Annotated in this window: 17 protein-coding genes and 1 riboswitch; of the genes, 1 reads left to right on the top strand and 16 read right to left on the bottom strand. The window is 40.9% G+C overall.

The genetic code is table 11. The features are described 5' to 3' along the window. Window position 1: 1 nt before the first annotated feature. The 8 genes from ESA94_RS12850 to ileS all read right to left on the bottom strand — a co-directional run bounded on the left by ESA94_RS12850 (window position 2) and on the right by ileS (window position 17383). Window positions 2-2635: a glycoside hydrolase family 2 TIM barrel-domain containing protein gene (locus tag ESA94_RS12850; protein ID WP_129131306.1), complete on the bottom strand. Its 2634-nt coding sequence runs from the start codon at window positions 2633-2635 to the stop codon at window positions 2-4. Between the two features lie 6 nt (window positions 2636-2641). Then, window positions 2642-4378 (bottom strand): cellulase family glycosylhydrolase, encoded by a 1737-nt coding sequence (locus tag ESA94_RS12845; RefSeq protein WP_129131305.1) that lies wholly within the window; start codon window positions 4376-4378, stop codon window positions 2642-2644. Between the two features lie 122 nt (window positions 4379-4500). Then, a complete protein-coding gene (locus ESA94_RS12840; protein WP_129131304.1) occupies window positions 4501-5010 on the bottom strand; it encodes a hypothetical protein in 510 nt (169 codons plus the stop codon). 14 nt (window positions 5011-5024) lie between these two features. Further along, window positions 5025-6677, bottom strand: coding sequence for a RagB/SusD family nutrient uptake outer membrane protein (locus ESA94_RS12835; protein WP_129131447.1), 1653 nt, complete (start codon window positions 6675-6677; stop codon window positions 5025-5027). A 20-nt stretch (window positions 6678-6697) separates the two neighbouring features. After that, window positions 6698-9835: a SusC/RagA family TonB-linked outer membrane protein gene (locus tag ESA94_RS12830; protein ID WP_129131303.1), complete on the bottom strand. Its 3138-nt coding sequence runs from the start codon at window positions 9833-9835 to the stop codon at window positions 6698-6700. 176 nt (window positions 9836-10011) lie between these two features. Continuing rightward, window positions 10012-12867: a triple tyrosine motif-containing protein gene (locus tag ESA94_RS12825; protein ID WP_164972733.1), complete on the bottom strand. Its 2856-nt coding sequence runs from the start codon at window positions 12865-12867 to the stop codon at window positions 10012-10014. A gap of 291 nt (window positions 12868-13158) precedes the next feature. Next, on the bottom strand, window positions 13159-13995 hold the full coding sequence (locus tag ESA94_RS12820; RefSeq protein ID WP_129131301.1) for a TraR/DksA family transcriptional regulator: 837 nt from the start codon (window positions 13993-13995) through the stop codon (window positions 13159-13161). 1 nt (window position 13996) lies between these two features. After that, window positions 13997-17383, bottom strand: coding sequence for an isoleucine--tRNA ligase (ileS, locus tag ESA94_RS12815; RefSeq protein WP_129131300.1), 3387 nt, complete (start codon window positions 17381-17383; stop codon window positions 13997-13999). Between the two features lie 160 nt (window positions 17384-17543). Here ileS and hemN point away from each other — a divergent pair, with 160 nt between their 5' ends. Continuing rightward, window positions 17544-18908, top strand: a complete 1365-nt coding sequence (gene hemN / locus ESA94_RS12810) for an oxygen-independent coproporphyrinogen III oxidase (protein WP_129131299.1) — start codon at window positions 17544-17546, stop codon at window positions 18906-18908. Window positions 18909-19047: 139 nt separating this feature from the next. Here the strand turns inward: hemN and ESA94_RS12805 are convergent, their stop codons facing one another. The 8 genes from ESA94_RS12805 to hemH all read right to left on the bottom strand — a co-directional run bounded on the left by ESA94_RS12805 (window position 19048) and on the right by hemH (window position 24616). Beyond that, on the bottom strand, window positions 19048-19410 hold the full coding sequence (locus ESA94_RS12805) for a hypothetical protein (RefSeq protein ID WP_129131298.1): 363 nt from the start codon (window positions 19408-19410) through the stop codon (window positions 19048-19050). 90 nt (window positions 19411-19500) lie between these two features. Beyond that, window positions 19501-19773, bottom strand: a complete 273-nt coding sequence (locus ESA94_RS12800) for a Trm112 family protein (RefSeq protein WP_129131297.1) — start codon at window positions 19771-19773, stop codon at window positions 19501-19503. A gap of 2 nt (window positions 19774-19775) precedes the next feature. Next, window positions 19776-20402, bottom strand: coding sequence for a thiamine phosphate synthase (locus ESA94_RS12795; protein ID WP_129131296.1), 627 nt, complete (start codon window positions 20400-20402; stop codon window positions 19776-19778). Then, the gene (locus ESA94_RS12790) at window positions 20403-21470 is read right to left on the bottom strand and encodes an AIR synthase family protein (protein ID WP_129131295.1); all 1068 of its coding nucleotides are present in this window, start codon (window positions 21468-21470) and stop codon (window positions 20403-20405) included. It lies immediately after the preceding gene. Then, window positions 21454-22182, bottom strand: a complete 729-nt coding sequence (locus ESA94_RS12785) for a class I SAM-dependent methyltransferase (RefSeq protein ID WP_129131294.1) — start codon at window positions 22180-22182, stop codon at window positions 21454-21456. The genes ESA94_RS12790 and ESA94_RS12785 overlap by 17 nt, the downstream gene beginning before the upstream one ends. A gap of 163 nt (window positions 22183-22345) precedes the next feature. After that, window positions 22346-22437, bottom strand: a riboswitch (TPP riboswitch). A 60-nt stretch (window positions 22438-22497) separates the two neighbouring features. Beyond that, window positions 22498-23040 carry a CopD family protein gene (locus tag ESA94_RS12780; RefSeq protein WP_129131293.1) on the bottom strand — a complete coding sequence of 181 codons (543 nt, stop codon included), beginning with the start codon at window positions 23038-23040 and terminating at the stop codon, window positions 22498-22500. Window positions 23041-23072: 32 nt separating this feature from the next. After that, window positions 23073-23429 (bottom strand): four helix bundle protein, encoded by a 357-nt coding sequence (locus ESA94_RS12775; protein ID WP_129131292.1) that lies wholly within the window; start codon window positions 23427-23429, stop codon window positions 23073-23075. A gap of 128 nt (window positions 23430-23557) precedes the next feature. Further along, window positions 23558-24616 (bottom strand): ferrochelatase, encoded by a 1059-nt coding sequence (gene hemH, locus ESA94_RS12770; RefSeq protein WP_129131291.1) that lies wholly within the window; start codon window positions 24614-24616, stop codon window positions 23558-23560. Between the last annotated feature and the right edge of the window lie 56 nt (window positions 24617-24672).

The following is a 24672-nucleotide window of genomic DNA, read 5'->3' as shown; positions in this document are numbered from 1 at the left end:
CTTACTTGTTTAGTTTTTTAACCTGTAATGCATTCAATATGGGTTCGCCTTCAACGGACCGGAAATCAATTTCAATACCTGTATTACCGGTTACTGAAACTTTTACTTTTTTACTTACTGCTGTTGCAGAACCATATTGAGCTGCAATATCAAAATTATCGAGCAGCAAATTGCCGTTTATATACACATTGAAAATTCTTTTCCCATTTGGCTCTATCCGTTCGGGGTCGGTAAGATTGTAAGGCAATTCTTTTACCTGCCCACCCAACAGTTCGGCAAAATGCAAAGTGAGTTCATAATCACCCGCCGGAAGATCAAGGCGATACTTTTTAATACCGATCTGTTGTGTTTGATAAACAGGATCATTATTTGTGCCTGCAATATTTTTATCGGTGCCGTAAGGCAAGCGGTTACTATTGGGTATCTGAAATATTTTACCACCAATGAATCCCCAGCTTCCTTCTTTGTATGGTTGATCAGGAATCCATTGCTGCTTTTCATCATCTACAAAATAACGTTTGGCGCCAAGCAGGATATTCAGTTGTTCAAATTTCAACACCTGATCAAAATGATGTGACTGCAATAAAAACGTTACGATCTTTTTATCGCTATGCATTTTTCCGGCAAACTCTCCTTTCACTTCAATTACATTGTTTCCATTCTTAAATGGCAGTTGCCATTCGCTCAACCCGTCAACCGTTTTCTTTTTCCCGATCGTTTGTCCATTCAGGATCAGTTCAACTTCATCAATGTTTGCAGCAACCTGTACCTGTCTTGTGCAAATTAAATTACTACTGTCTGCAATCCCGGCAATTGTTGAAGCGCCCATTATTTTAATGAATGCATTTTTCGATAACATAGCCTGGTAATAATAATAAGGATCTTTTGCAGTTCTGTCCCACTCCAGCAAACCTTTGTTATTGATATGCGGCATTGATTCAACTCTTGTTTCTGAATTAAAATCGGCCAGGTTCCAGATCATTGCTGCTGCAACAAAAGGCCGCTTCATCATTTCAGTAAAATAATATTGATGCAGTTTTGTTGTGTACTCCACACTTTTATCAAAACGCACAGGTGCTGTGCTGCGGATACGTGGATCAGCATCTGCTCCGTATTCTGAAACAACAATGGGTGTGTTTGGATGCCGTTTATGAAACGTATCAAGAAATACAGGAAAGTCTGACATGTTTGGCCCATACCAACCTGAATAGAGATTCCAGCCAACAATCATTGCAATATTGTTCAACCCTGTTTCATTGTAACGTTTGTAATCGCCATGATGAGCGATCATGGTGTAACGGGAAGGATCTTCCTTGCGTGTAACACTGTCTAATGCTTTTGCAAGTTTGGTAATAGCAGCAAAATAGTTTTTTTGTTTTTCCTTGTCATTATTGTAATGTGGACGAAGCAATACTTCGTTCATGTAACACCAAATGATCACACTGGGGTGATTATAATGTTGCCTGATCATTTCTGCCTGCATGGCAAGACAATTACTATAAAACGTTTCGGTTTCTGTTATTTCATTCACCACCGGTATTTCAACAGAAGTTAAAATGCCCAAGCTATCGCATGCTGCCAACACTGAAGGGTCTTGCGGATAATGTGCAACACGTAAAAAATTACCACCCATTTTTTTGAGCAGAAGTATATCCTTTACTACAAGTTTATCAGGAACTGCATTTCCCAATCCTTTATGATCCTGGTGGCGACTTGTGCCAACCAGCTTAACAGGTTTATCATTGAGGAAAAAACCTTTTGCTGCATCAAAATGAAACCAGCGAAAACCAAGTTTGTTTGTAACAACATCCAATAGTTTGCCTGTTACCGCATCTTTTATTTCAGAAGTTACTGTGTACAAATAAGGCAATTCAGGCGACCATAGTTGCGGACTTTTTACATTGATGACCGGCTGGCGAAACGAATGAACAGTGCCGGGTTTTATTTGCACCTGCTGCAAAGAAGAAGCAACAACAATTCCTTTTTTATTCCTGACGAAGGTATTGATCTTTATCTTTCTTGAAACGGATTCGCTATTGTTAATGACCGTCTGCACCTCTACAGTTACATTCTTTGCATTTACAGATGGCGTGGTAATATATTGTCCATTCTCCTGCACTGAAAAATGAACAGCGTCAACAACCTTCAACCATACATCACGGTAAAGACCACCATAAAATGTAAAATCTGCAGAGAGCGGCGGTATATCCTGGTTAAAACTATTATCCACTTTCACCAACAGTTCATTTTCCTTTTCAAAGTTCACAAAATCTGTAATAGCGATACTAAAAGCAGAGTAACCACCTGTATGTTCACCAGCCTTCTTTCCATTGATAAACACTTCTGCAAATTGGTTGGCCCCTTCAAACAAAAGATAGATTTGTTTTCCTTTCAGTTTTTTATTGATCGGAAGTTTTCGCTTGTATAAACCAACACCCCTGTAATAACCGGGCACATCATCCATTACATCATCCGTATTCCATGTATGTGGCAACTGAACAGGTTCCCATTTTGCCTGTGCTGGTTTGTTTTCTTTTGCAAACAACCAATCATGATTAATGTTTGTAATGGCAGCAGGTTGTGCATAGATAAATCCTGTCAGCAACAGACCATATAGGGAAAGGATGAATTTCAAAACTTGTTATTTCGTTTTTGTGAATTGAATGGCTGAAAAAATAAATCCGCCTTTTGCAGCAAGCACACGAAAAACCGTTGTGCCTTTTTTTAAAGAAATAATCGATGTGGATGATGATTGAAAATTCTGCATATCACCTGTTGCAGGCAATGCAATTCCGTTGATGATTGTTTTGCTATCCTGTTGTAGTGAAAGCGAACAACTGTCTTTATCTGTTGCAATAAGAAATGAAACCTTGTACCTACCTGCCTCACTCACTGTTACTGTATATTGTAACCACTCGCCTGTTTCAATATCGGTTACATAAGCTCCGTCATTTCCTGTTTTTATATCTAAACCATCGTTGCGGTAGGTGTGACCTTTATTGCCATCTGTATTTACACCGGGTGTGTATTGATAGCGTGCAGAATCTGTATCGTAATAAGCGAAGCGTTGACGCCCCATATCAAAATCAACAGCCTTGATAATTGTGTTTTTGTTGATCACATGCTTTTTGAATGGGATTGTTGAAGTTGATTGCACCTGCCTGATCATTGCATCCACCACATCAGGATGAAAAACATTGTTTTCAAATTTGACGTTCTGCAATAACTGTTGCAATGTATTCCATGCTTCTTCTTCTGTTGGTTTTGGCCCTTTACCCGACCAATAGTTTAAGAGCCTATCATAACCCTCCGGCCGTTTTATTTCCAATGGATTATTGATGCCCATCTTTTTTTCCTGCCACCATGCCCAACCAATTCCATGTTTTTCCACGAGGCCAATTGCTTCGGTAAACCATGTGTTTGAATTTTCACCCGATTCGCCCAACCATAATGGCATGTTATATTGCTGGCGTAAGTCTAAAAAGTTTTTGATGGAAGCATCGGTATTAAAGTTGCCATACTTATGAAAGCTCAGCACCATATTATCATCCCATTGCGGCAACACACCTCTGTAATTATTTCCAAAACCATTTCCCTCAATGATGATGATATGTTTTTTATCTACTTCACGAATGGCTTTTGTAATGGCAATCATCAATTCTCTCAATGGCTCATTCTTTTTTTCGGCAGTACCACGAAAGTCATTCTTCGGATCTTCAAATCCCCAGTTAGGTTCGTTGATGATATCATACCCACCGATCCATGGTTCGTTTGCATATCGTTCTGCTAACTTCTTCCACAAAGCAATGGTCTTTTCACGGTTGGCTTCACTTTCCCATAACGATGGTTTTGATGGATTTCTATCGGAAATAGGAAGATCATTTCCTTGTCCGCCCGGTGCTGCATGCAGATCTAAAATGAGATACATCTTATTTACCTTGCACCAACTCAACAAGCTATCGGTCATGGCAAATCCTTTTTCGATCCATGTATGTTGCCCTTTCACCGGTTCATCATCAACAGGAAGCGTGTATAAATTAAAATGCATCGGCAAGCGTATGGAATTAAATCCCCATGCAGCCATTGCATCAATATCTTTTTTTGTTGTGTGATTGAGCAACCATTGTTCATAGAACAATTTTGTTTTCTCCTCACCAACAACATCAGCGATCTTTTCTTTAATACGGTATTGCTGACCAAGAAAAGATAAACGGAACATATATCCTTCCTGCAACATCCAACCGCCAAGCCCCATGCCACGAAGAATAATTTTTTCACCTTTTTCATTCACAATTGCATCAGCCTTTGTTTTCAAAAACTGTGCGTTACTGTTAATGCTTAAACCAATAAAAAATAGAAGTAGATTGATTCTGTGCATGCTGCTTGTTTGGCAAAAGGTAATACTGTATTTCTTCACTATGAAAAGGAAGTCTCCGGTTTATTCTTCAACTTCGCTTTTCAATAATGAAGGTTCTTACTATATAAAACTACTGCTAACGTTTAGTTGATGGTGACAGGTCTTCTGAAAGCTGTTGAAAATATATCTACGTAGAACTGTGATGTTTTGTTCTCCAGCATTTGTATTTCCATACGTCGTGCACCGGGCGTTGCATTGTTCAACAGTTTAATGTAAATGGTATCCATTGCTTGCTTTGCCTGCGAAAAGATCATATTGTAAGATGTATCTGCCGAAGGAATCACCACTCCGTTTTTATCTACAATATCAAAATCCTGTCCACGCACAGCCGGATTACTAATACCTGCTGTTGTTACTGCATACCTCGCCACTGCATCGTAATTCCTGGTAAAGCTTGAATAAAACTGAACAGGAAATTTCAACAAAGCTGTTTGTGATCTTGTTACGGTTACCGCAGTGTTATTGTTTGGAACAAAGATGGCATAGTAATGATGTTCGTATTCTTCCAACCCCATCGGGTAATCTTTCTTTTCGCAGGAAGCAATTGCAAGCATGCCTGTTATTGCAATAAGTATATAAATGATTTGTTTCATTGTAGTTCGTTTTATTAATTCCAATTAGGGTTTTGCGTTACATTGCCACGGCTAAGACTTATTTCATTCAAAGGAACAGGGTAGAGATAATCACGATCGGCCCTGAATGTTCTTGTGCTGGCAGCTTCCACTCTCAATACATTATCAGATGTAAGCGTCAAACTGTTTTGGTTTGTACCAACCCATTCTGCTGCAATGAATTTTGCACCAAGCAGATCTTTAGGTAATACGTTCTCTGCAGTTTTCCAACGAATAATATCATCGTAACGGAAACCTTCCAATGCTAATTCAACTGTACGTTCCCTGCGTATCTCTTCACGCATACTCAGGTTATTGGTTGTTACAAATGCGTTGGTCAACTTCGGTGCAAACCCAACTCTTGTACGCAATGCATTAATGGTAAGATTAAGATCAGCATCGCTGATGGTTCCGTTCAATTCAAATTTTGCTTCTGCGTATGTCAACAATACTTCCGCATAACGAATGAGTATTCTGTCAACTGTTGCAGCGTTCACAATGTTCTGATCAATTTTATTAAATGCTTTCTTTGGAGCAATAGCAGTTCTGATACCCAATGAAGTTTTCGGCACCCATGGACCTTGATAGGCTTCTTCAGCTGCCCTGAAATAAGAGAACAGCATACGTGGATCCCTGTTATCAAGAATGGTATTGTAACTTGTTTCGCTTGCTTCTGCCACAAAATTTGCAGAACGTGTTGCAGAAGGCGTTGTGCCATCAACATTAAACGCTGGCAAACCATCGCTGTACAAATACTGACGTAATAAATTTCTTGTTGGAGCAAGCTGACCGTTTTCCAAACCTCTTGAATGATTATGACCTAATAACAGGTTTGCATTGCTTACACCATATATCTTCACAAAAATGTTTTCATTGTTGGCCTGTCCTTCACCTGCCTGTATAAACAGGTTGCCATAGTTTGAGAATAGTGTATGCCCTTCTGCCATTACTGCTGTTGCGGCATTCACTGCAATGGTCAAATGATTTTGCCAGTCGGTTACATTCGCATGAAATTTTCCTCTTGTGCCTTCGTACAATGCCGCTCTTGCTTTTAATGCCAATGCAGAACTTTTTGTTACTCTTCCCCACTGTGCAGCTGGCAAATTTGCTCTTGTAGGTAACCATGCTGCAGCAAAATCAAGATCATCATAGATCTGTTGAATCACTTGTGCACGTGGTGTGCGGGCCATATACAACTCTTCCGATGTAACAGATAATGTTTTTAACAACAACGGTACATCGCCATAAAGTTTCAACAGTTTGAAATAAGCATAAGATCTGAAGAAACGTGCTTCAGCAAAATAACGGTTACGCACAGCGTCTGTTACTTTTGCACGAACTCCTTTCTCTAAAATATTATTTGCTGTAAAAATTTCATCGTAACGTTCGTTCCAATCACCACTTGTATTAGGCACTGATCTTGCACCTGTGCTCACTGTGTTGGGACTTGTATTCACTGCATCATCAGCCCTGTTATCAACCCAATCGCCATCAAGTTCCTGGTAAAGACGGTTGGTGGCACTGATCAGATCGTTCTCTGTATTCCAGAAACCAGTGTCAGGTATTTCTGTTTCCGGTAAGCGATCTATTTTCATACATGCGCTTAATAACAAAGCAGCAGTAATGATATATATTGAAAGTTGTTTCATCTTTTTCATGACTTGATTGATTAAAGTGAAATATTTAAACCAAATGCAACAGTACGATAGAATGGATAAGTTGTTGCGCCAACATTATTACCCACTTCCGGGTCGAATACTTTCAACACTTTTGTTGCTTCCCACAGATCCTGACCTGATACATATACTTTGATTTCTTTTATGCTCTTATTCTTTATTGGAAGAGTATAACCGATCTGTACATTTTTCAAACGTAAATAACTACCATTCTGTGCCCAACGATCTGATGGCCGGTAATTGTGTGCACTCGTTTGATACATGCGTGGGAAAAATGCATTCGGATTTTCGGGTGTCCAACGGTCCATGTGAATGGTCCATGGCATATCGGCTGTACCAAGGATTGGCGACAATGTTTCTTCACTGATGAGGAATTTGCGTACCAACGCTCCCTGGAAAAAGATTGAGAAGTCAAGACCTTTCCATGTTGCACCCAAATCAAAACCATACGTGTAACGTGAATTGGTTGTACCAAGAAAAACAAGATCACCTGGATTATCTGGCGTACCACCACCTGCATCAATTTTTCCATCACCATTCAGATCGAGATACTTCATATCACCAGGCTTTGGATTTGCAAAGAATGGATACACCACTTTTGCTTTGTATGCATCAGCTTCTGCCTGTGTTTGAAAGAAGCCATCTGTTTTAAAACCCCAAACAGAATTCATCGGAAAACCTTCGAGGTATTGTATTACACCTCCTGTACCAATTGAATTACGATCATTGTATTCAAGCAGTTTATTCTGGTTATCGGAAATATTGAAACCAACACGATAATCTACTTTACCTATTCTATCTCTCCATTTAACATCTAATTCTGTTCCCCAACTTTTTAATTTACCAGAGTTGATATAACCGGGAGTAACACCAATGATGTTTGGAAGATTTGGAATTGCCAACAGATCAGTAACGATCTTTTCATAATAATCAAGTGTAACCGTTAACCTGTTTGCCAACACACCAAGATCAAGACCAATGTTCGATTGTGTGACAGTTTCCCATGTAAGATCGGGTGAAGATTGTATTGACTGATACACATATTGTGTGCGTGTATTATTGAACACAACATTGTTTGCTGTGCTAAGTCCACTTGTTAACAAGGCGAGGTAATCATAATAACCTAAAGCATCACTGTTACCTAATGTACCCCATGAAGCACGCAGTTTTAAATTGTTGACGAAATAAAAGTTCTTCATGAAATTTTCCTGGTCAACTCTCCAGCCTGCAGAGAATGAAGGATAGAAACGCCAGCGGTTTGTTGGCACAAGGCGTGAGCTTCCATCGTAACGATATGATGCTTCAGCTAAATATCGTCCTTTATAATTATAGTTAAATCGTCCGAATGCAGAAGCAAGTGCCCACGACTGTACAATATCCCTGCTTGTTTTCGTTAACGGATCAGCAAAGTTTAAACTGAAGAAATCATTGCTTGGCATGCTTTGTCCTGTTGCCTGTGCTTCATCTTTCCGATACTCTTCATACGAGCCACCTTGCAACAACGTAAATGAATGATCTTTCAATTTGAAATTGTAAGTAAGAAAACTCTGCATGTTGTTCTGGTATGCTTTGTTCTTCACCAACGTAAGCTGGTTTGGTGTGTTGATACTAAAGCGAACAGTGTTTGTGCTACGGCCATACCAGTAAAGTGTTTTGGCCTGGTTCTCCAAGTTGTAAGAACTTTGATTACGCCATGCAATTACATCGAGCGTTAATCCCTTAATAACATTCTTTACCTGGAAATTGATCTTGCCGGTGAACGTTTCGTAATCACGTGTTTCCATACCGGCATTTTTTTCAATGTCAACTGCGTTCACCTGCAGATCGCCATTATAAATATTACCTGTTACATCATCTTTTGGAACATACAGCGATTGACGTGCACGACTACGATACAACCTGTTAATGATCTGCTCTGTGCCATATGAATTTTCTCTTGTGAACGAACCAATGTAACCTGTTGTAACTTTTAAACTCAGGTACCTGTTCAACTCGCTGTTTACATTGAGTTTGATATTGTAGCGCTTGTTATCATCAGGTCCAAAACGTAATACACCATCACGTTTGTAATAACTTCCTGAAAGGAGATAGTTTAATTTTTGTTCGCCGCCACCAATCGATAAGGAATGATTTTGCTGATGATTGATCTTATCCATCCCTTCTTTCAACCAATTGTTGTTTCCGAAATATTCCCAACGATCTGCTGTTGGGTTGGGGCGTGAAGAGAAATTCGGATTCTTCAACCATTCAATTTGTTCAGCATTAAATTCTCTTGCACCTGTTGCATTAAAACGAGCTTCATCAATCAATGTTTGCTCATCCCATGAATTCAAACGCTCAGGCTGACGTGCAGTAATATTGATTCCGTAATAACTGTTGAAATTGATCCTTGTTTTTCCTGCTGCACCTTGTTTGGTTGTTACGAGTATAACACCGGCCGCAGCTCTTGCACCATAAATGGCAGATGCCGATGCATCTTTTAACACAGAGATCGATTCAATATCGTTTGGATCGAGCAGATTAATATCCTGCTCAACACCATCAACCAAAACAAGCGCCGATGCATTGTTGGCTGAAGTAAATCCTCTTACCCGAATACCATATCCTTCCGCACCGGGTTTACCGCTGCTCCTGATAACAGTTACACCCGGCAATACACCTTGCAACGCACCAGTAACATTCGGAACTGGTCGGTTCACAATATCTTTTCCATTCACCACGGCAACGGCACCACTCAGATTTACTTTTTTCTGGCTGCCATAACCGATCACCACTACATTTTCCAGTGAGGTGGCGTTGTTGGCGAGTACAATATTGATGGTCGCCCGTTCATCAACCGCTACTTCCTGTGTAACAAAGCCAGCGCTTGAAAACACCAACACATTGCCAATATTTACATTAATGGAAAACTTCCCGCTTTTGTCCGTTGTAACTCCGTTGTTTGAATTTTTAACCACAACGTTCACGCCTTCAACCGGGGCTCCGGTGGCGTCAGTTACAATTCCAGCAAGCAGTTTTGATTGAGCCGAAAGTGAAGAAACGGAAAGGAGAAATAGAAAAAAGAAAGAGAGGACCTGGGTCCATGTCCAAAGCCGGGACTTTTGGGCATGAAAAGTTTTTTGAACTTTCATATGAGCAGCAATTTTGTTTTGTAACTCAAAATTGCTCATTTAAGGCCCCCTCCTCCAAAAAAAGCACTACGCCAAAACCTCTACAATGGAAATAATAATTATTGATTTATAAATAGTTATGAAAATCATGGCTACGTCGGAGCGCTTTCTGAAAATTCTTTGAAGAAAAATCAAACCTAAGTTGTGATTTTGATGAGATGATCGAAAAGATTCATTTCATTTGCCAGATCAAGTTTTTTCCGAAGCCGGTAACGACTGGTTTCAACCCCACGAATGGATATGTTCATGAGTTGGGCGATCTCTTTTGAGCTGAGGTTGAGGCGGAGGTAAGCTGCCAGTTTCAGATCTGAAGTGGTGAGGGATGGGTACTGTTCTTTTAGTTTTTTGAGGTAGTTGGTGTGCACGCTATCGAAGTGTACGGCAAACTGCTCCCACTCCTCGTTGTGGTCAAGTTCCTTATCGATCAGCTTCAGGATTTTTTGGAACTCTTTGCCGGCCTTCCCTTGGTCGGGTGCTGCTTTATATTGCACAAGGTCTTCTTTCAATTTACTGAGCAGTTCTTTTTTCTGCACCAGGTTCATGGCCGACGACGCCAATTCGGAGTTTTTATGTTCTACTTCCGATTGCAGCTTTTCGTTCCTCAGTTCAATGATCTGCTTTTCGTTCTGTTCGATCTCAAGTTGATGTTGCAGTTGCAGTTGTTTTTGTTCCTCGGCATACTTGCGCTGTTGTTCCTGCAATTTCAGTTGTTGCAATCTTTTATACTTATTCTGCTGACGTTTGTAAAAAAGATAGATCAGGCTGAAGAACAAAACAGCGTATAAGCTATAAGCCCACCATGTTTGATACCAGGGAGGAAGTACCTTAAATACAAAAACCGATTCCTTCGATTCATTGTCGGGGTTGTTGCGGCATTTTACTTTAAACGTGTAATAACCCGCCGGTATGTTTGTATAATCTCTTTCGGTTTTTCTCGTCCAAACCGACCAATCTTTATCAAACCCTTCAAGGTAATAGCTGTATTCTGTGTTCAGTTCCTGCCCAAACAATGTTGATGAACATTCAAAATGTAGGGAGTTGTATTTATACTTAACAGAAGGGATAGATGAAAGCAGGTTGTATCCACCATAGATCAATCCATTTTCCTGCACATTACTCAATTGAACTTTACGAACGAGCGCCTGCAATGGCAACCGGTTCTTTTTATACAATGCATAATTGATGTGAAAGAATCCCTTCTCGGCTGCGATCAGCACATTGCTACTATCGATCACAAGAATATTTTCAAACCCATTGGCCATAATGCGACCATCAATCTCCGGTATTAATACAATACGTGGTTCTTTAAATGAACGATCAACGACCGATATTTTTCGGTCACGACTAAACCAGATATTGCCACTTGCATCTTCCTTCAAGTAACTTACAGGCGCCTTCCCTAATAGTTTTTCAAGTGAAACAGAACGGATGAAATCTTTTTGCTGTTCATCGTACTCAAAAATGCCGTTATCGGTAGTAAGGACAATTTTATTTTTCAGTTTGTAGATCTTGTTATGATTGCTTGAGAGTATTTTATTCTTGTCGATATATCTTTCTGAATTGCCGATGCCAGTCGCATCATAACTGACTTTATAAAGTCCTTTATATGGATGTGCGATCCAGATAATGTTTTTTCCAATTGCTACAAAACGTGCAGACTCAACATTTGAGTTTACAACAGGCATAGAAATGTTTCCATTATTATAATTCGCAAAGCTGATACCATTATACGTTCCGCCAACAATTACTGATGAAGGTTGTGTTGCATACAAAGGTTGAAAACTCCAAAATCCTGAACGTACATCAAGCGGCAATGCTTTACTTCCTTCGATAATGAAAGCTCCTTTGTTATGCCCCATCAACAATTTGTCATTTACGGTTGACAAATTCCAAACCTGCCCTTGTGAGTTTTCTACAAACTCAAACGTGCCGATGGTATAACTGATATCGTTAAACAATTTGTCAAGCCCGATACGATAGACACCGGTTGATACACCGAGATATAATTCGTTGTTGAAAATAGTTGATGTGTAACCTGCATTCCTGTTTTGTTGATCGGGGAAAATATTACGGATGGCGTTGCTGTAGGTAACGAGGTCGATACCATTATCCAAACCAAACCACAGGTTCTTATTCTTGTCGGCCATTACACTCAGCACATTGTTATTTTGTATGCCTTCGTTCTTTGTAAAACGCTGAATAAATTTTCCCTGTTTATTAATTATGATACAGCCGCCAAGATTTGTTGCCAGTGCAATTCTATCGGCAGAGATCATGCAGGCCGAAGAAATATTTTTTGAAGCAACCTCTTTTATATCCGGCGTTGTGAAAGCAGAAACAGTATCGCCATGCAAAATGAACAGGCCATGCATAAGCGATACAAGTAGCGTACTGTCTTTTGTTAACGATAATGCCGATCGAAGCAACAGGTTATCAGTTGGCAACTTTCCCGTTTTTATTTTAGGAAGCCATTGCCCGTTTGAATAATAAACAAGACCCTTGTCAATTTCATTTGCAATCAATTCGCCATTCACAGAACCAAGAAAACCCCAGTTCCCACTATTATAAGCAAGCACCTTTTTACCATCATACTCCAGTATTTTCTTGTTGGCCCTGAAGAAAACACGGTTTTGATAAAAACAGATATTCCAAACATCAGCAAAATCATTGTCTTTAGCAGGGATGAGTTTGTTTAGTGAAGTATAGAATAACTCACCGCTGCTGCCGGGGGAAAAATAACCTACCTCACCCTGTCCGCCAACGTATATTTTATTATCATCACTTACAGCAACAGAACGTGCAATTGTTTTGTTCGGCAATTTGTACATGCGCCAGAAAACGCCATCAAAACTCAACAGTCCATCGTTATTGGCCCAATACATGATACCGTTTTTGTCCTGCACAACGCCCCAGTTCTGGCTGCCTGCATTGTATTGCTGCTTGGTATAGTTTACAATATTGGGTATACCGATGGTATTTTGGGCACAAAGCATTTGGGTTGCAACACATGCAGCCATCAGCAAGATCCCCGTTACCCAATTTATTGTTTTCAAGTGGTCAAGATAAATAATCTGCGGATACAATAAACAAAGAGAAATACTTAACGTTTGATAAAATCAGCAAGCCTTTCAGGAAAGCAGGATTTGATTTTGTGTACAGCTTTGCCAGCCAACACATGAACGTACATAAGAAACTGTTGAAGCAAAGGAAAAATAGATGCACGAAAAAAGGTTGTCAACTTGCAGGAGCTGACAACCTTATAAAGTTACTGTTACAGTAATTTCTTATTCTCCGGCTGGTTGAGGACCTTTTACAATACCCATTTTTGCTTCAATGCTCAGGGTTGCATGAGGTACTGCACGCAAACGTGCCTTATCGATCAACTTACCGGTAACACGGCAGATGCCGTAAGTTTTGTTTTCAATACGCATCAGGGCTTTTTCCAGGTGATCAATGTAAGTGATCTGGCGGCTGGCCATTTGGCTCAGTTGTTCACGCTCCATACTTACACTACCATCTTCCATAGTCATGTAACGACCATCGTCACCATCGCCACCCTGATCGTCTTTACGGGTGATGAGACCCTGTAAATAAGATAATTCTTTCTTTGCCGCTTCCAGTTTACGTTGGATGAGTTCTCTGAACTCCTGCAGATCGGCATCACTGTAACGAACCAACGGTCCTTGAGGTTTTTCTTCCACTGATTTGTCTAATACTGATTTTGTAAAATCGGGTTGATATTTCACCGATGTATTCACCGATGTTTTGATGGGCTTGATCTCTTTTGGAGGAGCCGGTTTTTTTGCTTCTTTTTTCAAATCTTTGATTGCTTGTTTAACGGTCGGTTTAATTGCACTCACGGGCTTTTCGGCAGGGGCCGGGGCTGGTTTGGCTGCAGGCTTTGCTACCGGTTTGGGAGCTGGCTTTGCTGCTTTAACAGCTGGCTTTGGAGCCGGTTTTGCCGCTTTTTTAGGTGCAGGCTTAGCTGCAGCTTTTTTAGCGACAGGTTTAGGAGCTGGCTTTTTAGCAGCAGGCTTGGCCGCTTTTTTAGGTGCAGGTTTAGCTGCGGGTTTAGCCACTTTCTTAGGGGCTGGTTTGGCTGCTTTCTTTTTTGTTGCCATTCTATCCTCCTTTTTTGAGTACTTGAACTTTAAGGTTAAAATCATTTACCTCAATATCTGTTCCGTTGGTTATTTCGGGAACCATTTCGAGGCTGTCTGCCAAAATTTCGGCGCAAATATAGGATTTAAATTGAGTGATAGATGGCTCGAGGATCTCGTTGAAAGATACCTCTACAGCAATCCTGTCAGTCAGCTCAAACCCGCTCTCCTTGCGGATCTTCTGGATGCGGTTCACCAGTTCCCGGGCATTGCCTTCGTTAAGCAGTTCGGGGGTTATGGTTACATCCAGCGCCACGGTTACGGCTCCTTTATTGGTTACCATCCAACCGGGTACATCTTCGCTGAGAATTTCTACATCTGTCAAATATAATGGAACAGTTTCATTATCAACTAACAGATTATAAACAGTTTCACGTTCAATTTGTGCAATTTGTTCCTGGGTGAAGGTTGCCAGGGCTGTTGACACCGCTTTCATCTTTGCTCCAAGCTTTTTCCCCAGTGCTACAAAGTTGGGTTTGATCTTCTTTTTGATGAAGGTATTGTCGGCCGTGAGATACTCGATCTCTTTCACATTTACCTCGCTCATGATAATATCTTCCACCTTGCTGAACTGCTCTTTCATACCATTGCTCAGCACGGGGATCAATATTTTCTGCAAGGGCTGACGAACCTTGATGTTCACTTTTTTGCGGAGCGACAGCACCAACGATGAAGCATCCTGCGCCAGCTGCATACGTTCTTCCAAAGCTGTATCGATAAAGGCATCATTGGCAACCGGGAAATCGACATGATGGATAGATGCTGCCTGGAACCTGTTGCTCACTTTGTTCATCTCAGTGAAAATAGCATCGCTGAAGAAAGGCGAAACAGGCGCCATTAAACGGAGGACGGTTTCCAAACACTCATATAATGTTTGATAAGCGCTGATCTTATCCTGTTCATACTCCCCTTTCCAGAAACGGCGGCGGCACAAACGCACATACCAGTTGCTCAAATGTTCATCAACAAACTCTTCAATTAAACGACCGGCCTGTGTTGGTTCGTAATCATCCATTGCTTCGTTCACTTTTTTGATGAGTGTATGAAGCGATGACAATATCCACTGATCAATTTCAGGACGATCTTTTACCGGGATCGCTGCTTCTTTGAAAGCAAAGCCATCCACGTTTGCATATAAAGCGAAGAATTGATACGTATTATAAAGTGTACCAAAGAATTTGCGTTGCACTTCTTTGATGCCCTCAATATCAAATTTCAAATTATCCCATGGCGATGCATTGGTGATGAGGTACCAGCGTGTAGCATCGGCACCAAACTTCTCAATGGTTTCAAACGGGTTCACAACGTTGCCGAGACGCTTACTCATTTTGTTACCATTCTTATCCAAAACCAACCCGTTACTTACAACAGTTTTGTAAGCAACACTATCATACACGAGTGATGCAATTGCATGCAATGTATAGAACCAACCACGTGTCTGATCCACACCTTCGGCAATAAAGCTGGCAGGATAGAGATCTTCAAACTTCTCAACACCTGCAGGAAGTTTAAACGGATACTTCTCGCCTTTCTTCACTTTTTCATGATCCAATCCCCATTGTGCGTAAGGCATGGCACCACTATCGAACCAAACATCAATTAAGTCTGGCACACGTTTCATGGGTTTGCCACTTGCACTAATGAGAATGATCTCATCCACGTAGGGTTTATGCAGATCAATATCGTTACCTAAATATTTTGCATTGTCGGTGCCCAACGTTGCATCGGCTTTCGCTGCATTTTCTTTCAACTCTTCAACTGTACCAATACAAATTTCTTCTTCACCATCTTCTGTTTTCCAGATAGGCAATGCTGTTCCCCAAAAACGTGAACGACTGAGGTTCCAGTCAACCATATTTTCTAGCCAGTTGCCAAAGCGACCTTCGCCGGTTGATTTTGGTTTCCAGTTGATGGTTTTATTCAACTCCACCATCTTGTCTTTGATGGCAGTTGTTTTAATGAACCAGGCATCAAGCGGATAATAAAGAATGGGTTTATCTGTTCTCCAGCAATGCGGATAACTGTGTTCGTATTTCTCAACTTTAAATGCCCTGTTCTCTTTTTTCAGTTTTACGCAGATGTCAACATTCACATCTACATAATCCTTATCGTCTTTGTAATTCTTTACATAACGGTTGCTGAACTCACCCAAACCATCAAGGAATTTTCCTTCACGATCAACCATGGTTAAAATACCAATGTTGAATTTCTTACCCACACGATAGTCATCTGCACCAAATGCAGGTGCAGTATGAACGATACCAGTACCATCTTCTGTTGTAACGAAATCGCCGATCAATACACGGAAAGGATCAGCATCGGGTGTAATACGTTTTACTTCATCAATGCTGTTGGCTTCGTATGGCAACAGTTGCTCGTAATTCAAACCTTCCAGTTGCGAACCTTTGAATGATGCGATGATCTTCCAAGGCAATAATTTCTGTTCCCCATTGTATCCTTCAAAATCACCATTCTCTCCTTCTGCTTTTACATACTTGTGTACGAGATCTTTTGCTAATACAACATTAATCGGCAGATGTGTGTATGGATTGAATGTTTGCAACAATACGTATTCAATGTTTGGACCAACGGTTAAGCCGAGGTTGCTCGGCAATGTCCAAGGTGTGGTTGTCCATGCCATGAAGAATACTTCTGCGCCATGCACCGCATCGTGCAGGAACTTACTCTTTTCATCCTGTGTTGCACGGAACATCACCGTAGCACTTGTGTCTTTTACATCTTTGTACGTGCCGGGTTGGTTCAGCTCATGCGAACTTAAACCTGTACCTGCCGCAGGTGAATAGGGTTGAATGCTTACACTTTCGTACAGCAATCCTTTTTTGTACAACTGCTGCAACAACCACCAGAGAGTTTCAATGTAGTTATTCTCGAAAGTGATGTAGGGATCATTCAGATCAACCCAGTAACCCATCTTCTTTGTAATCTCATCCCACTTGTCTTTATAACGCAGTACCGCTTCACGGCACTTTTTGTTGTATTCTTCAACAGTGATCTTAACACCAATATCTTCTTTGGTAATACCGAGTTCTTTTTCCACTCCCAACTCAATGGGCAAACCATGCGTATCCCATCCACCCTTGCGGTTTACTTTAAAACCTTTCATGGTTTTGTAGCGGCACACCAAATCTTTCAGCGTACGTGAAATAACGTGGTGAATACCGGGCATACCGTTGGCGCTGGGCGGACCTTCGTAAAACACAAAAGGTGTAGCCCCATCCCTAACCGCAATACTTTTTTCAAATGCCTGTTCCGCATCCCAGCGGGCCAGTATTTCCTGTTCGATGGAAGGTAAATTCAGCTGTGAAAACTCTCTGTATTTCGTACTCATATGAATAAATCGGTCGTAATTCGTCTAAAAGTCGCCAAAGGTAAGAAGTTCAGGGGGGTTCTGAACACCCGCAAAAGCCTTTTTCAAAACTGACTGAAATCAGGCCAGGCGGCGGTTTTCATCATCATCACTGGTATTCATTTCAGGGAATTTTGTAGCCATGCAACCCGAAGTATTTCAACAACTGGTACGCCGGTACAACAAACCCGTACCTCGCTATACAAGCTATCCAACCGTTCCTGTATGGGCCGAAGGCATCAATCAGCAACAATACATTTACCTGTTGCAACAGCAATTTGAGCTGCACAATCACAAAGAAGGAATCAGTTTATATATTCATCTGCCCTTTTGCGAATCGCTGTGTACCTATTGCGGCTGTAACAAAAAAATTACAACCAATCACAGTGTGGAAGAAGAATACCTGGGCATGATTGAAAAAGAATTCAAACTCTATCTTTCCATTCTTCACGAAAAACCGATCATCCGGGAACTGCATCTTGGCGGAGGTACACCAACATTCTTTTCGCCGGCAAATCTTAAACGACTCATCAATTTTATTAAGGATCGTTCTGTACTTCATCCCGATTACGAGTTTAGTATTGAAGGACATCCCAACAATACCACAAAAGAACATTTAGCAACATTGTATGATCTCGGTTTTCGCCGCATCAGTTATGGTGTGCAGGATAACGATGCCGAAGTGCAACGCATTATCAACCGCATTCAACCCCTTGAAAATGTAAAACGTGCAACCGAAGAAGCACGGGCCATTGGCTTTGTTTCGGTGAATTATGATCTCATCTATGGTTTGCCGAAACAAACCCTGGCAAGTATTACAAAAACGATCAATGAAGTGATTGAATTACGGCCCGATCGTATTGCATTTTACAGCTATGCGCATGTACCGTGGACGAGCAGAGGGCAGCGTTTGTTTGATGAGAATGATTTACCATCACCCGAAGAAAAACTGCAGTTATATCTTAAGGGAAAAGAATTGCTTACAGCTTCCGGTTATAGCGATATTGGTATGGATCATTTTGCCTTACAGAATGATGAACTTTTTCTTGCATGGGAAACTGCAAAACTGCATCGCAATTTTATGGGTTATACCACACAACATACTTCGATGCTGTTAGGGCTGGGTGTTTCAAGCATCAGTGACATTGGAGTTGCGTTTGGACAGAACAAAAAATCATTGCATGAGTATTACGAATGCATTGAGCGAAAAGAGTTGCCCATTTTTAAAGGTTATTTTCTAAGCGAAGAAGATAAATCGTTCCGCAAATATATTCTCAGCATCAGTTGCAGAGGTTATGCCGTTTTTCGCAGAGATGATCAACGACTGATTCAAAAATATGTATTGCCACAGCTGCAGCAACCGCTTGATGATGGTTTGATTTACTTGAATGATGATGGATTGGTTGTAACGGAAAAGGGTCGCCAGTTTATACGCAATATCTGTAGCGCATTTGATCTTTACCTGCAACGGGATGCAGTGCAGCCAATGTTCAGCAAGGCAATTTAATAAGAGTAATGAGTAGAAGCCCGGAAGTATTTCGGCTATTACTCTGGATTGATCGCAAGTCGGGATTAACGAAATAAAAATCGCCGCAACTTTCATGATGTTCGTCGGGAAAGCTGCGGCGAAAAATTATATCAGCAGTTTATTTTGCTGCTTCTTCAGCCCACTTCTTAAATACAGCAATTTCTTCTGATGTAAGCTTTGGCTTTTTGAAAGGCATAAAACCTCTTTCACCCGGATTTAATTCAACACGATGAAGCATATCCGCCGCAAGCACTTTTACACTGTCGTAGCTGTCCAATGGTTTTTTCTTTCCACCCTCAGCTGGCATATGACAGGGAGAGCAACGCAGAGCGATCAATGGCTTTACACTCGACTCGTACATGGCTGCTGACGCAGATACTTTTTTACTTACTGAAGATGTTGCAGCCGATTTGCGTGAACAGGAAAAGATGATCAGCACAAATGATAAACAGATAGACGACAGAAGAATTGTTTTTTTCATTCGTTTTTGGTTTGGTTTTGCCAGATAGCAGTTGTTTGACGCTAAAACTAATAATTTCTTTCGCTCAACAAAAAACTAATCTTTTACCGGCTATTCATCAGCTAAAAGCCGGAACTGATCTGCCTGTTTGCCCTGCAAATGCTGCTGCCAGTTTTCCAGCATAGGTTGCTCCAGTTTTACCTCACGGTATTCATCAGGACTCATAATTGGTACTCCTTTTACAATAGGATAATACCGCTGACAGGTTTTACAAGTGAGGATGCCTTCAATAATATTTTCTTCGAGATCTTTTGCAATAACCTGTAATTGCAGGTCAGCCTTATCAAAAGGGCAGCATAATTTATCAATTGTACTTAAACGCATCGTTATTTTTTTAAAAGTTGATTGTATTGTTTTGTTACTGCAGCAGGATCATCGGCTTTCATGATACCCGAAACAATGGCTACACCATTGTAATCAAGCTCTGAAAGTTTGCTGATGTTATCTAAGCGAATGCCCCCTGCCAAAAATATCGGCATCGCTGTGATGGCTCTTGCTTTTCGGATCGTATCGAACGATACCAGTTCGCAACTGTTACTGGTTGATGATGGAAAGATGGAACAGAAAGAAATATAATCGAGCTTGTTTGCTTCGGCCTGCTCAACTACAGACAGATCGTTGTTAACCGTTACACCAACAAGAAAATTTCTTCCGATCTCATTTTTTATCGACGTGAGCTTTTCCGGCAACGCATCAAAATGCACACCATCCAAAGGATACATTTTCAGCAGTTGCCAATCGTTGTTGATGAGCACCGGGACTGCTGACGCTTTGCACATGGCACATACAACCGGAATAATTTCCTGCTTAGCGTTTTCATTTGGAAAATGATCCCACAACTGTACTGCAGCAATACCTTGCTCCAGCGCTGCTGCCAAATGTTCAAACAATTGTTGCTGTTCTATTGAAGGATCAACAACAAGGTAAACTCCGTTATTAATTTTCGTTTCCATTTACTTCCATCCTTTTTTATAGGCGTTAAAAAATGCATGCCAGTAGGGATCACGCTCGAGGTAGATAAGCTCTTCTTCTTTATCATCTACTACGATCTTCTTCCCTTTATCTTTCGCAGTTATTTCACCTATCACTGTGCATGCAATGTTTTTCTTTTTCAATCGATCGATCACATTTTGTTCTGCTCCTTTTTTTACAGTGATGATCATGGCTCCTGCGCCGACTACATAACGAGGGTCAATTCCAAACAATGCACAAACATTTTGCTGCACTTCTCCAATGGGAATTGAATCATTGTACAAACGCACGCCTTTGTTCGATGCAACAGCTAATTCATACACCGCTCCTAATACGCCGCCTTCTGTTACATCGTGCATAGCAGTTACTTCTGTAAACTTTGTTTCTATACCGGCTGCAGTTAATGCATCGATTAAAGAAGATGTTTGCCAAAAAAGTTCACAGGATTTTTCATACACATCTTTTCCTGCGTTGTTCTTCACTGTTTCAGGAAAGCTCATGGCAAGAATAGAAGTAGCTGTTAATGCGGCCTGTTTGGTTACAAGAATAACATCGCCTTCGTTTGCCTTTGCCGAAGTAAGGATCTGTTCTTTTGCAGCAACAGTTGTAAAAGTTCCTCCTCCTGCAATGGTTGAATTTTGACCTTCAATAAATCCAGTATGTCCACCGGTGATGGCAATACCAATTTCTTTGCAGTATTGATGAATATGGTTCCAGTAAGTTTGAAAATCTGCTGTTGAAAATTGTGCAGGAAGATTTAGTACAAACTGTGCATACATGGGCGCAAAACCAGTTGTAGCCATATCATTCGCCATGAGATGAACCGATAGCCATGCTGATTCCTGCAAACCCAACGATGGTATTAACGACAATGGATCACTCGTCATCGCCATTGCCAATCCATTCGGCAGATCGATCACCGAAACATCTACACCAAATGCAGCACCGGTGCTTACTTCGTTTCGTTCAGCACCACATCGTTGCAGAATCATTTCTTCAAAGGAATGATGATTAAGTTTACCGGGTTGCCTGTTATAAATGTTGCTCATCTTCCAGTTTAATGTAGAGTCCAAAGAAATCGCCCAATGGTAAACTCCATTGCTGAACAGGAAACCATTTCGGCAAACCGGTGCAGGTCCATTCAATGCTGTAGTTTCTTCCTTTCAACGCTTCATCAATAATAGCAGTGAGTTTAGCTGGTGAATAAAATGTTGCAGTGAGATAAAACGGGTTGGCACCAAATAATTCCTGCACTCTCCGGCGTACCACTTTTGTTGAGTTTCGGTTCATCATGCCCATTGCAATGCCATGTTTCGCTACTCTTGCTGCTTCACGAATTACTTTAACCGGATCTTTGTAATATTCAAATGTGGTGATGAATGCCAATGTATCGAAGCTGTGATCTTTAAACGGCATGTGATGCGAATCGGCCAACACTAGATCGCCATCAAATAAATGAATGGCCTGGCCCAGCATTAATGGCGACAGATCGCCACCTGTTGCTTCAATGCCGATCTCTTTCCACCAACGGGTAAAGCGTGTGGTACCGCAGCCAAACTCCAGCAATGTTTTCACCCGTTTATCTTTCGATACGAGTTGTTCCATTACTTTCTTCTGCCACACTTCGGCACGTTTGTAACGACCTTCATACCACTGCTCATACGTATCGGTATGTTCCCGATTGAAGAACCATTCCGGTCTTCCCTGCCAGTTACGGTAATGTTGCGGAATTAATCCGGCTTCTCTTTTTTCTACTTGCATGTTGAACTGTTTTAGGTATGCCATATTTATTGCATGCTGATAAATAACATCAGTCATTATGAAATATGGCATACCTGATAAGAAATCACCTTGGAGAAGCCGCAGGTATTAACAGAAATAAAAAATCCATTTCCGTTAATACCAAACGAAAATGGACAAGAATAAATTTATCCGTCTGCATCCCTCCGTTGGCATTATCCAAATCAGGTGACGGGTATAATCTCAGCTTCCTATGAAGCACCCCGTGCAATGACGATGTAAAGGTAAGGGCAGAAATGAAACGATGAAAACTATTTCCTGCAGATGAACAGTAGTTTATTTTCGCAGAAGTTTATAAATCTTAATCGCACTCATTAACAACACAACAAATAATAACAACCCAAGCACACCCCACAGTGCACTGAGGTTTTGTTTTACCACCACCAGCATTACAACAGCAACAAGAAAAATAGTTGCCACTTCGTTCCAGATGCGGAGTTGTTGTGATGAATACTTAAAAATACCTGCTGTTTGTTGCTTTAATATTTTATGCAGGGAGAAATGATAGAAGTATAAGAGTACAACAAAGATGAGTTTGATAAGCATCCATCTTCCGGCAGGTTCAAATACAATTTTTGAGTACCCACTTTCGAATAAAACCCAAACACCAAAAATCAACGTTAATACAGCCGATGGCCAGGTAATACCGTACCACAAACGCTTCATCATAATGCCAAACTGTTCCTGCAAAACCTTGCGGCTGTTTTCGTCCTTTGCGTTTGCCTCTACATTATAAATAAACAATCGGGGCATGTAAAACAAACCCGCAAACCAGGTAACGATGAAGATGATATGGAGAGCTTTAATATAGAGATACATGGTATGAGTAATGAGTGATCAGTAATGAGTGGTTACTCATGATTGATAATTGCTGATAGTTGTTTAAATGTACTTACTAAATACTGTCCTAAAACAATGAGTTTATCAGGTGAGGTATATTCAAGATTAACGGCCATATCAAAAGCCGTATCAATTTCAATGACCGAACCTCTTGCTATTTCAAAAAATCGTTTTCGCTCGGCTATCGACTTTCTTGAGCAACCTTCTGCTATATTTAAATGAACTGAAAGTGCTGCCCTGCGGATCTGCTGTGTCATGGCGAATCGCTCATCCGGAGGAAAAGACCTGGTTACCTTATAACATTCAAGTGCAAATGATTTTGATGTTGCAAACAGATCGGTTTTGGTGTGAGCAAGTTGAAGAAACATAGAACAGTGTTTTATAAGTTTACTTCAAAATAAAAAACACTTTTCGTTTGTCAAACCTTCATTTCCCCCTAAGCTATCGTCAGACGGGAGTGCCAGAAGGCAACCACTGATCATTCATTACTCATCACTCATTTCACCAGCACCATCTCCTTATTCCCAGCTACAATTGCTTTTGTCCAATCAGCAATCGTCTTCACCCATAAAGGATGCGTATTTAAACAAGGGATCATCTTATACGTTTCACCACCTGCTTCCATAAATGTTTCCTTGCCACGCTCTTCAATTTCTTCCAACGTTTCCAAACAATCACTTACAAACGCCGGACAAAGGATTAACAGTTTTTTAATTCCTTCTTTGGGCATATCCGTCAATCGGAAATCGGTATAAGGTTTCAGCCAGGGATCTCTGCCCAGTCTCGATTGAAACGACACACTGAATTTATCTTTTGTAATACCCAATTTATCTGTAACAAGATTGGTTGTGGTAAAACATTGATGACGATAACAGGTTGCATGAGCAGCCGATGAAGTACTGCAACAATTTCCGTTCATCATACAATGAGAACCTGTGGGGTCAGTTTTAACTAAATGACGTTCAGGAATACCATGATAACTGAACAGGATATGATCGTACTCCTGTTGGAGATATGGTTTTATATTTTCAGCCAATGCTTCAATATAATTCGGTTCATTGTAATAAGGTTTAATGAACTCCAGTTTAAACGGATATTCCTGTTTCTGATGAATTTCCTTTGCATACTCAACTGCAGTTTCGTAGCTGCTCATAGCATAATGCGGATACAAAGGCACAGCAATCACTTCTTCCAGTCCGGGTACTTTTTTCATCAATGCATCAAAACCATGCTGTACTGTCGGGTTGCCATAACGCATGGCAATTTCAACCGGTACATCTACCTGCTGCTGCAACGCTTCTTGTAATTGCTGGGTAAGAACGATGAGCGGAGAGCCCTCTTTTGTCCAGATGGTACGGTAAGCCTCTGCCGATTTGGGTGCACGAAAAGGAGTAATGAGCCCTTTTACCAACAGAAGTCGTTTCAGGTAAGGCATATCAATTACCCGTTCGTCCATTAAAAATTCATTTAAATAACGGCGAACATCTTTTACTTCTGTGGAATCGGGCGAACCAAGATTCATCAACAGGATCCCTTTTTTTGCTGTTTGCTCCATATCTGTTTTTAATCGTTTGCAAAAGTAACCGCAATACAAAACAAAAGTTCATTCTG

Source organism: Lacibacter luteus (assembly GCF_004118265.1).
GTDB classification, from domain to species: domain Bacteria; phylum Bacteroidota; class Bacteroidia; order Chitinophagales; family Chitinophagaceae; genus Lacibacter; species Lacibacter luteus.
The sequence above is the reverse complement of the archived record's forward strand: the minus strand, read 5'-3'. Positions and strand labels throughout refer to the sequence as shown.

Excerpts from the sequence above, each read along its gene's own strand:
- ESA94_RS12845 (WP_129131305.1), bottom strand. The coding sequence starts at position 4,378 with ATGCACAGAATCAATCTACTTCTATTTTTTATTGGTTTAAGCATTAAC.
- ESA94_RS12840 (WP_129131304.1), bottom strand. The coding sequence starts at position 5,010 with ATGAAACAAATCATTTATATACTTATTGCAATAACAGGCATGCTTGCA.
- ESA94_RS12835 (WP_129131447.1), bottom strand. The coding sequence starts at position 6,677 with ATGAAACAACTTTCAATATATATCATTACTGCTGCTTTGTTATTAAGC.
- ESA94_RS12830 (WP_129131303.1), bottom strand. The coding sequence starts at position 9,835 with ATGAAAGTTCAAAAAACTTTTCATGCCCAAAAGTCCCGGCTTTGGACA.
- ESA94_RS12825 (WP_164972733.1), bottom strand. The coding sequence starts at position 12,867 with ATGCTTTGTGCCCAAAATACCATCGGTATACCCAATATTGTAAACTAT.
- ESA94_RS12820 (WP_129131301.1), bottom strand. The coding sequence starts at position 13,995 with ATGGCAACAAAAAAGAAAGCAGCCAAACCAGCCCCTAAGAAAGTGGCT.
- ileS (WP_129131300.1), bottom strand. The coding sequence starts at position 17,383 with ATGAGTACGAAATACAGAGAGTTTTCACAGCTGAATTTACCTTCCATC.
- hemN (WP_129131299.1), top strand. The coding sequence starts at position 17,544 with ATGCAACCCGAAGTATTTCAACAACTGGTACGCCGGTACAACAAACCC.
- ESA94_RS12805 (WP_129131298.1), bottom strand. The coding sequence starts at position 19,410 with ATGAAAAAAACAATTCTTCTGTCGTCTATCTGTTTATCATTTGTGCTG.
- ESA94_RS12800 (WP_129131297.1), bottom strand. The coding sequence starts at position 19,773 with ATGCGTTTAAGTACAATTGATAAATTATGCTGCCCTTTTGATAAGGCT.
- ESA94_RS12795 (WP_129131296.1), bottom strand. The coding sequence starts at position 20,402 with ATGGAAACGAAAATTAATAACGGAGTTTACCTTGTTGTTGATCCTTCA.
- ESA94_RS12790 (WP_129131295.1), bottom strand. The coding sequence starts at position 21,470 with ATGAGCAACATTTATAACAGGCAACCCGGTAAACTTAATCATCATTCC.
- ESA94_RS12785 (WP_129131294.1), bottom strand. The coding sequence starts at position 22,182 with ATGCAAGTAGAAAAAAGAGAAGCCGGATTAATTCCGCAACATTACCGT.
- ESA94_RS12780 (WP_129131293.1), bottom strand. The coding sequence starts at position 23,040 with ATGTATCTCTATATTAAAGCTCTCCATATCATCTTCATCGTTACCTGG.
- ESA94_RS12775 (WP_129131292.1), bottom strand. The coding sequence starts at position 23,429 with ATGTTTCTTCAACTTGCTCACACCAAAACCGATCTGTTTGCAACATCA.
- hemH (WP_129131291.1), bottom strand. The coding sequence starts at position 24,616 with ATGGAGCAAACAGCAAAAAAAGGGATCCTGTTGATGAATCTTGGTTCG.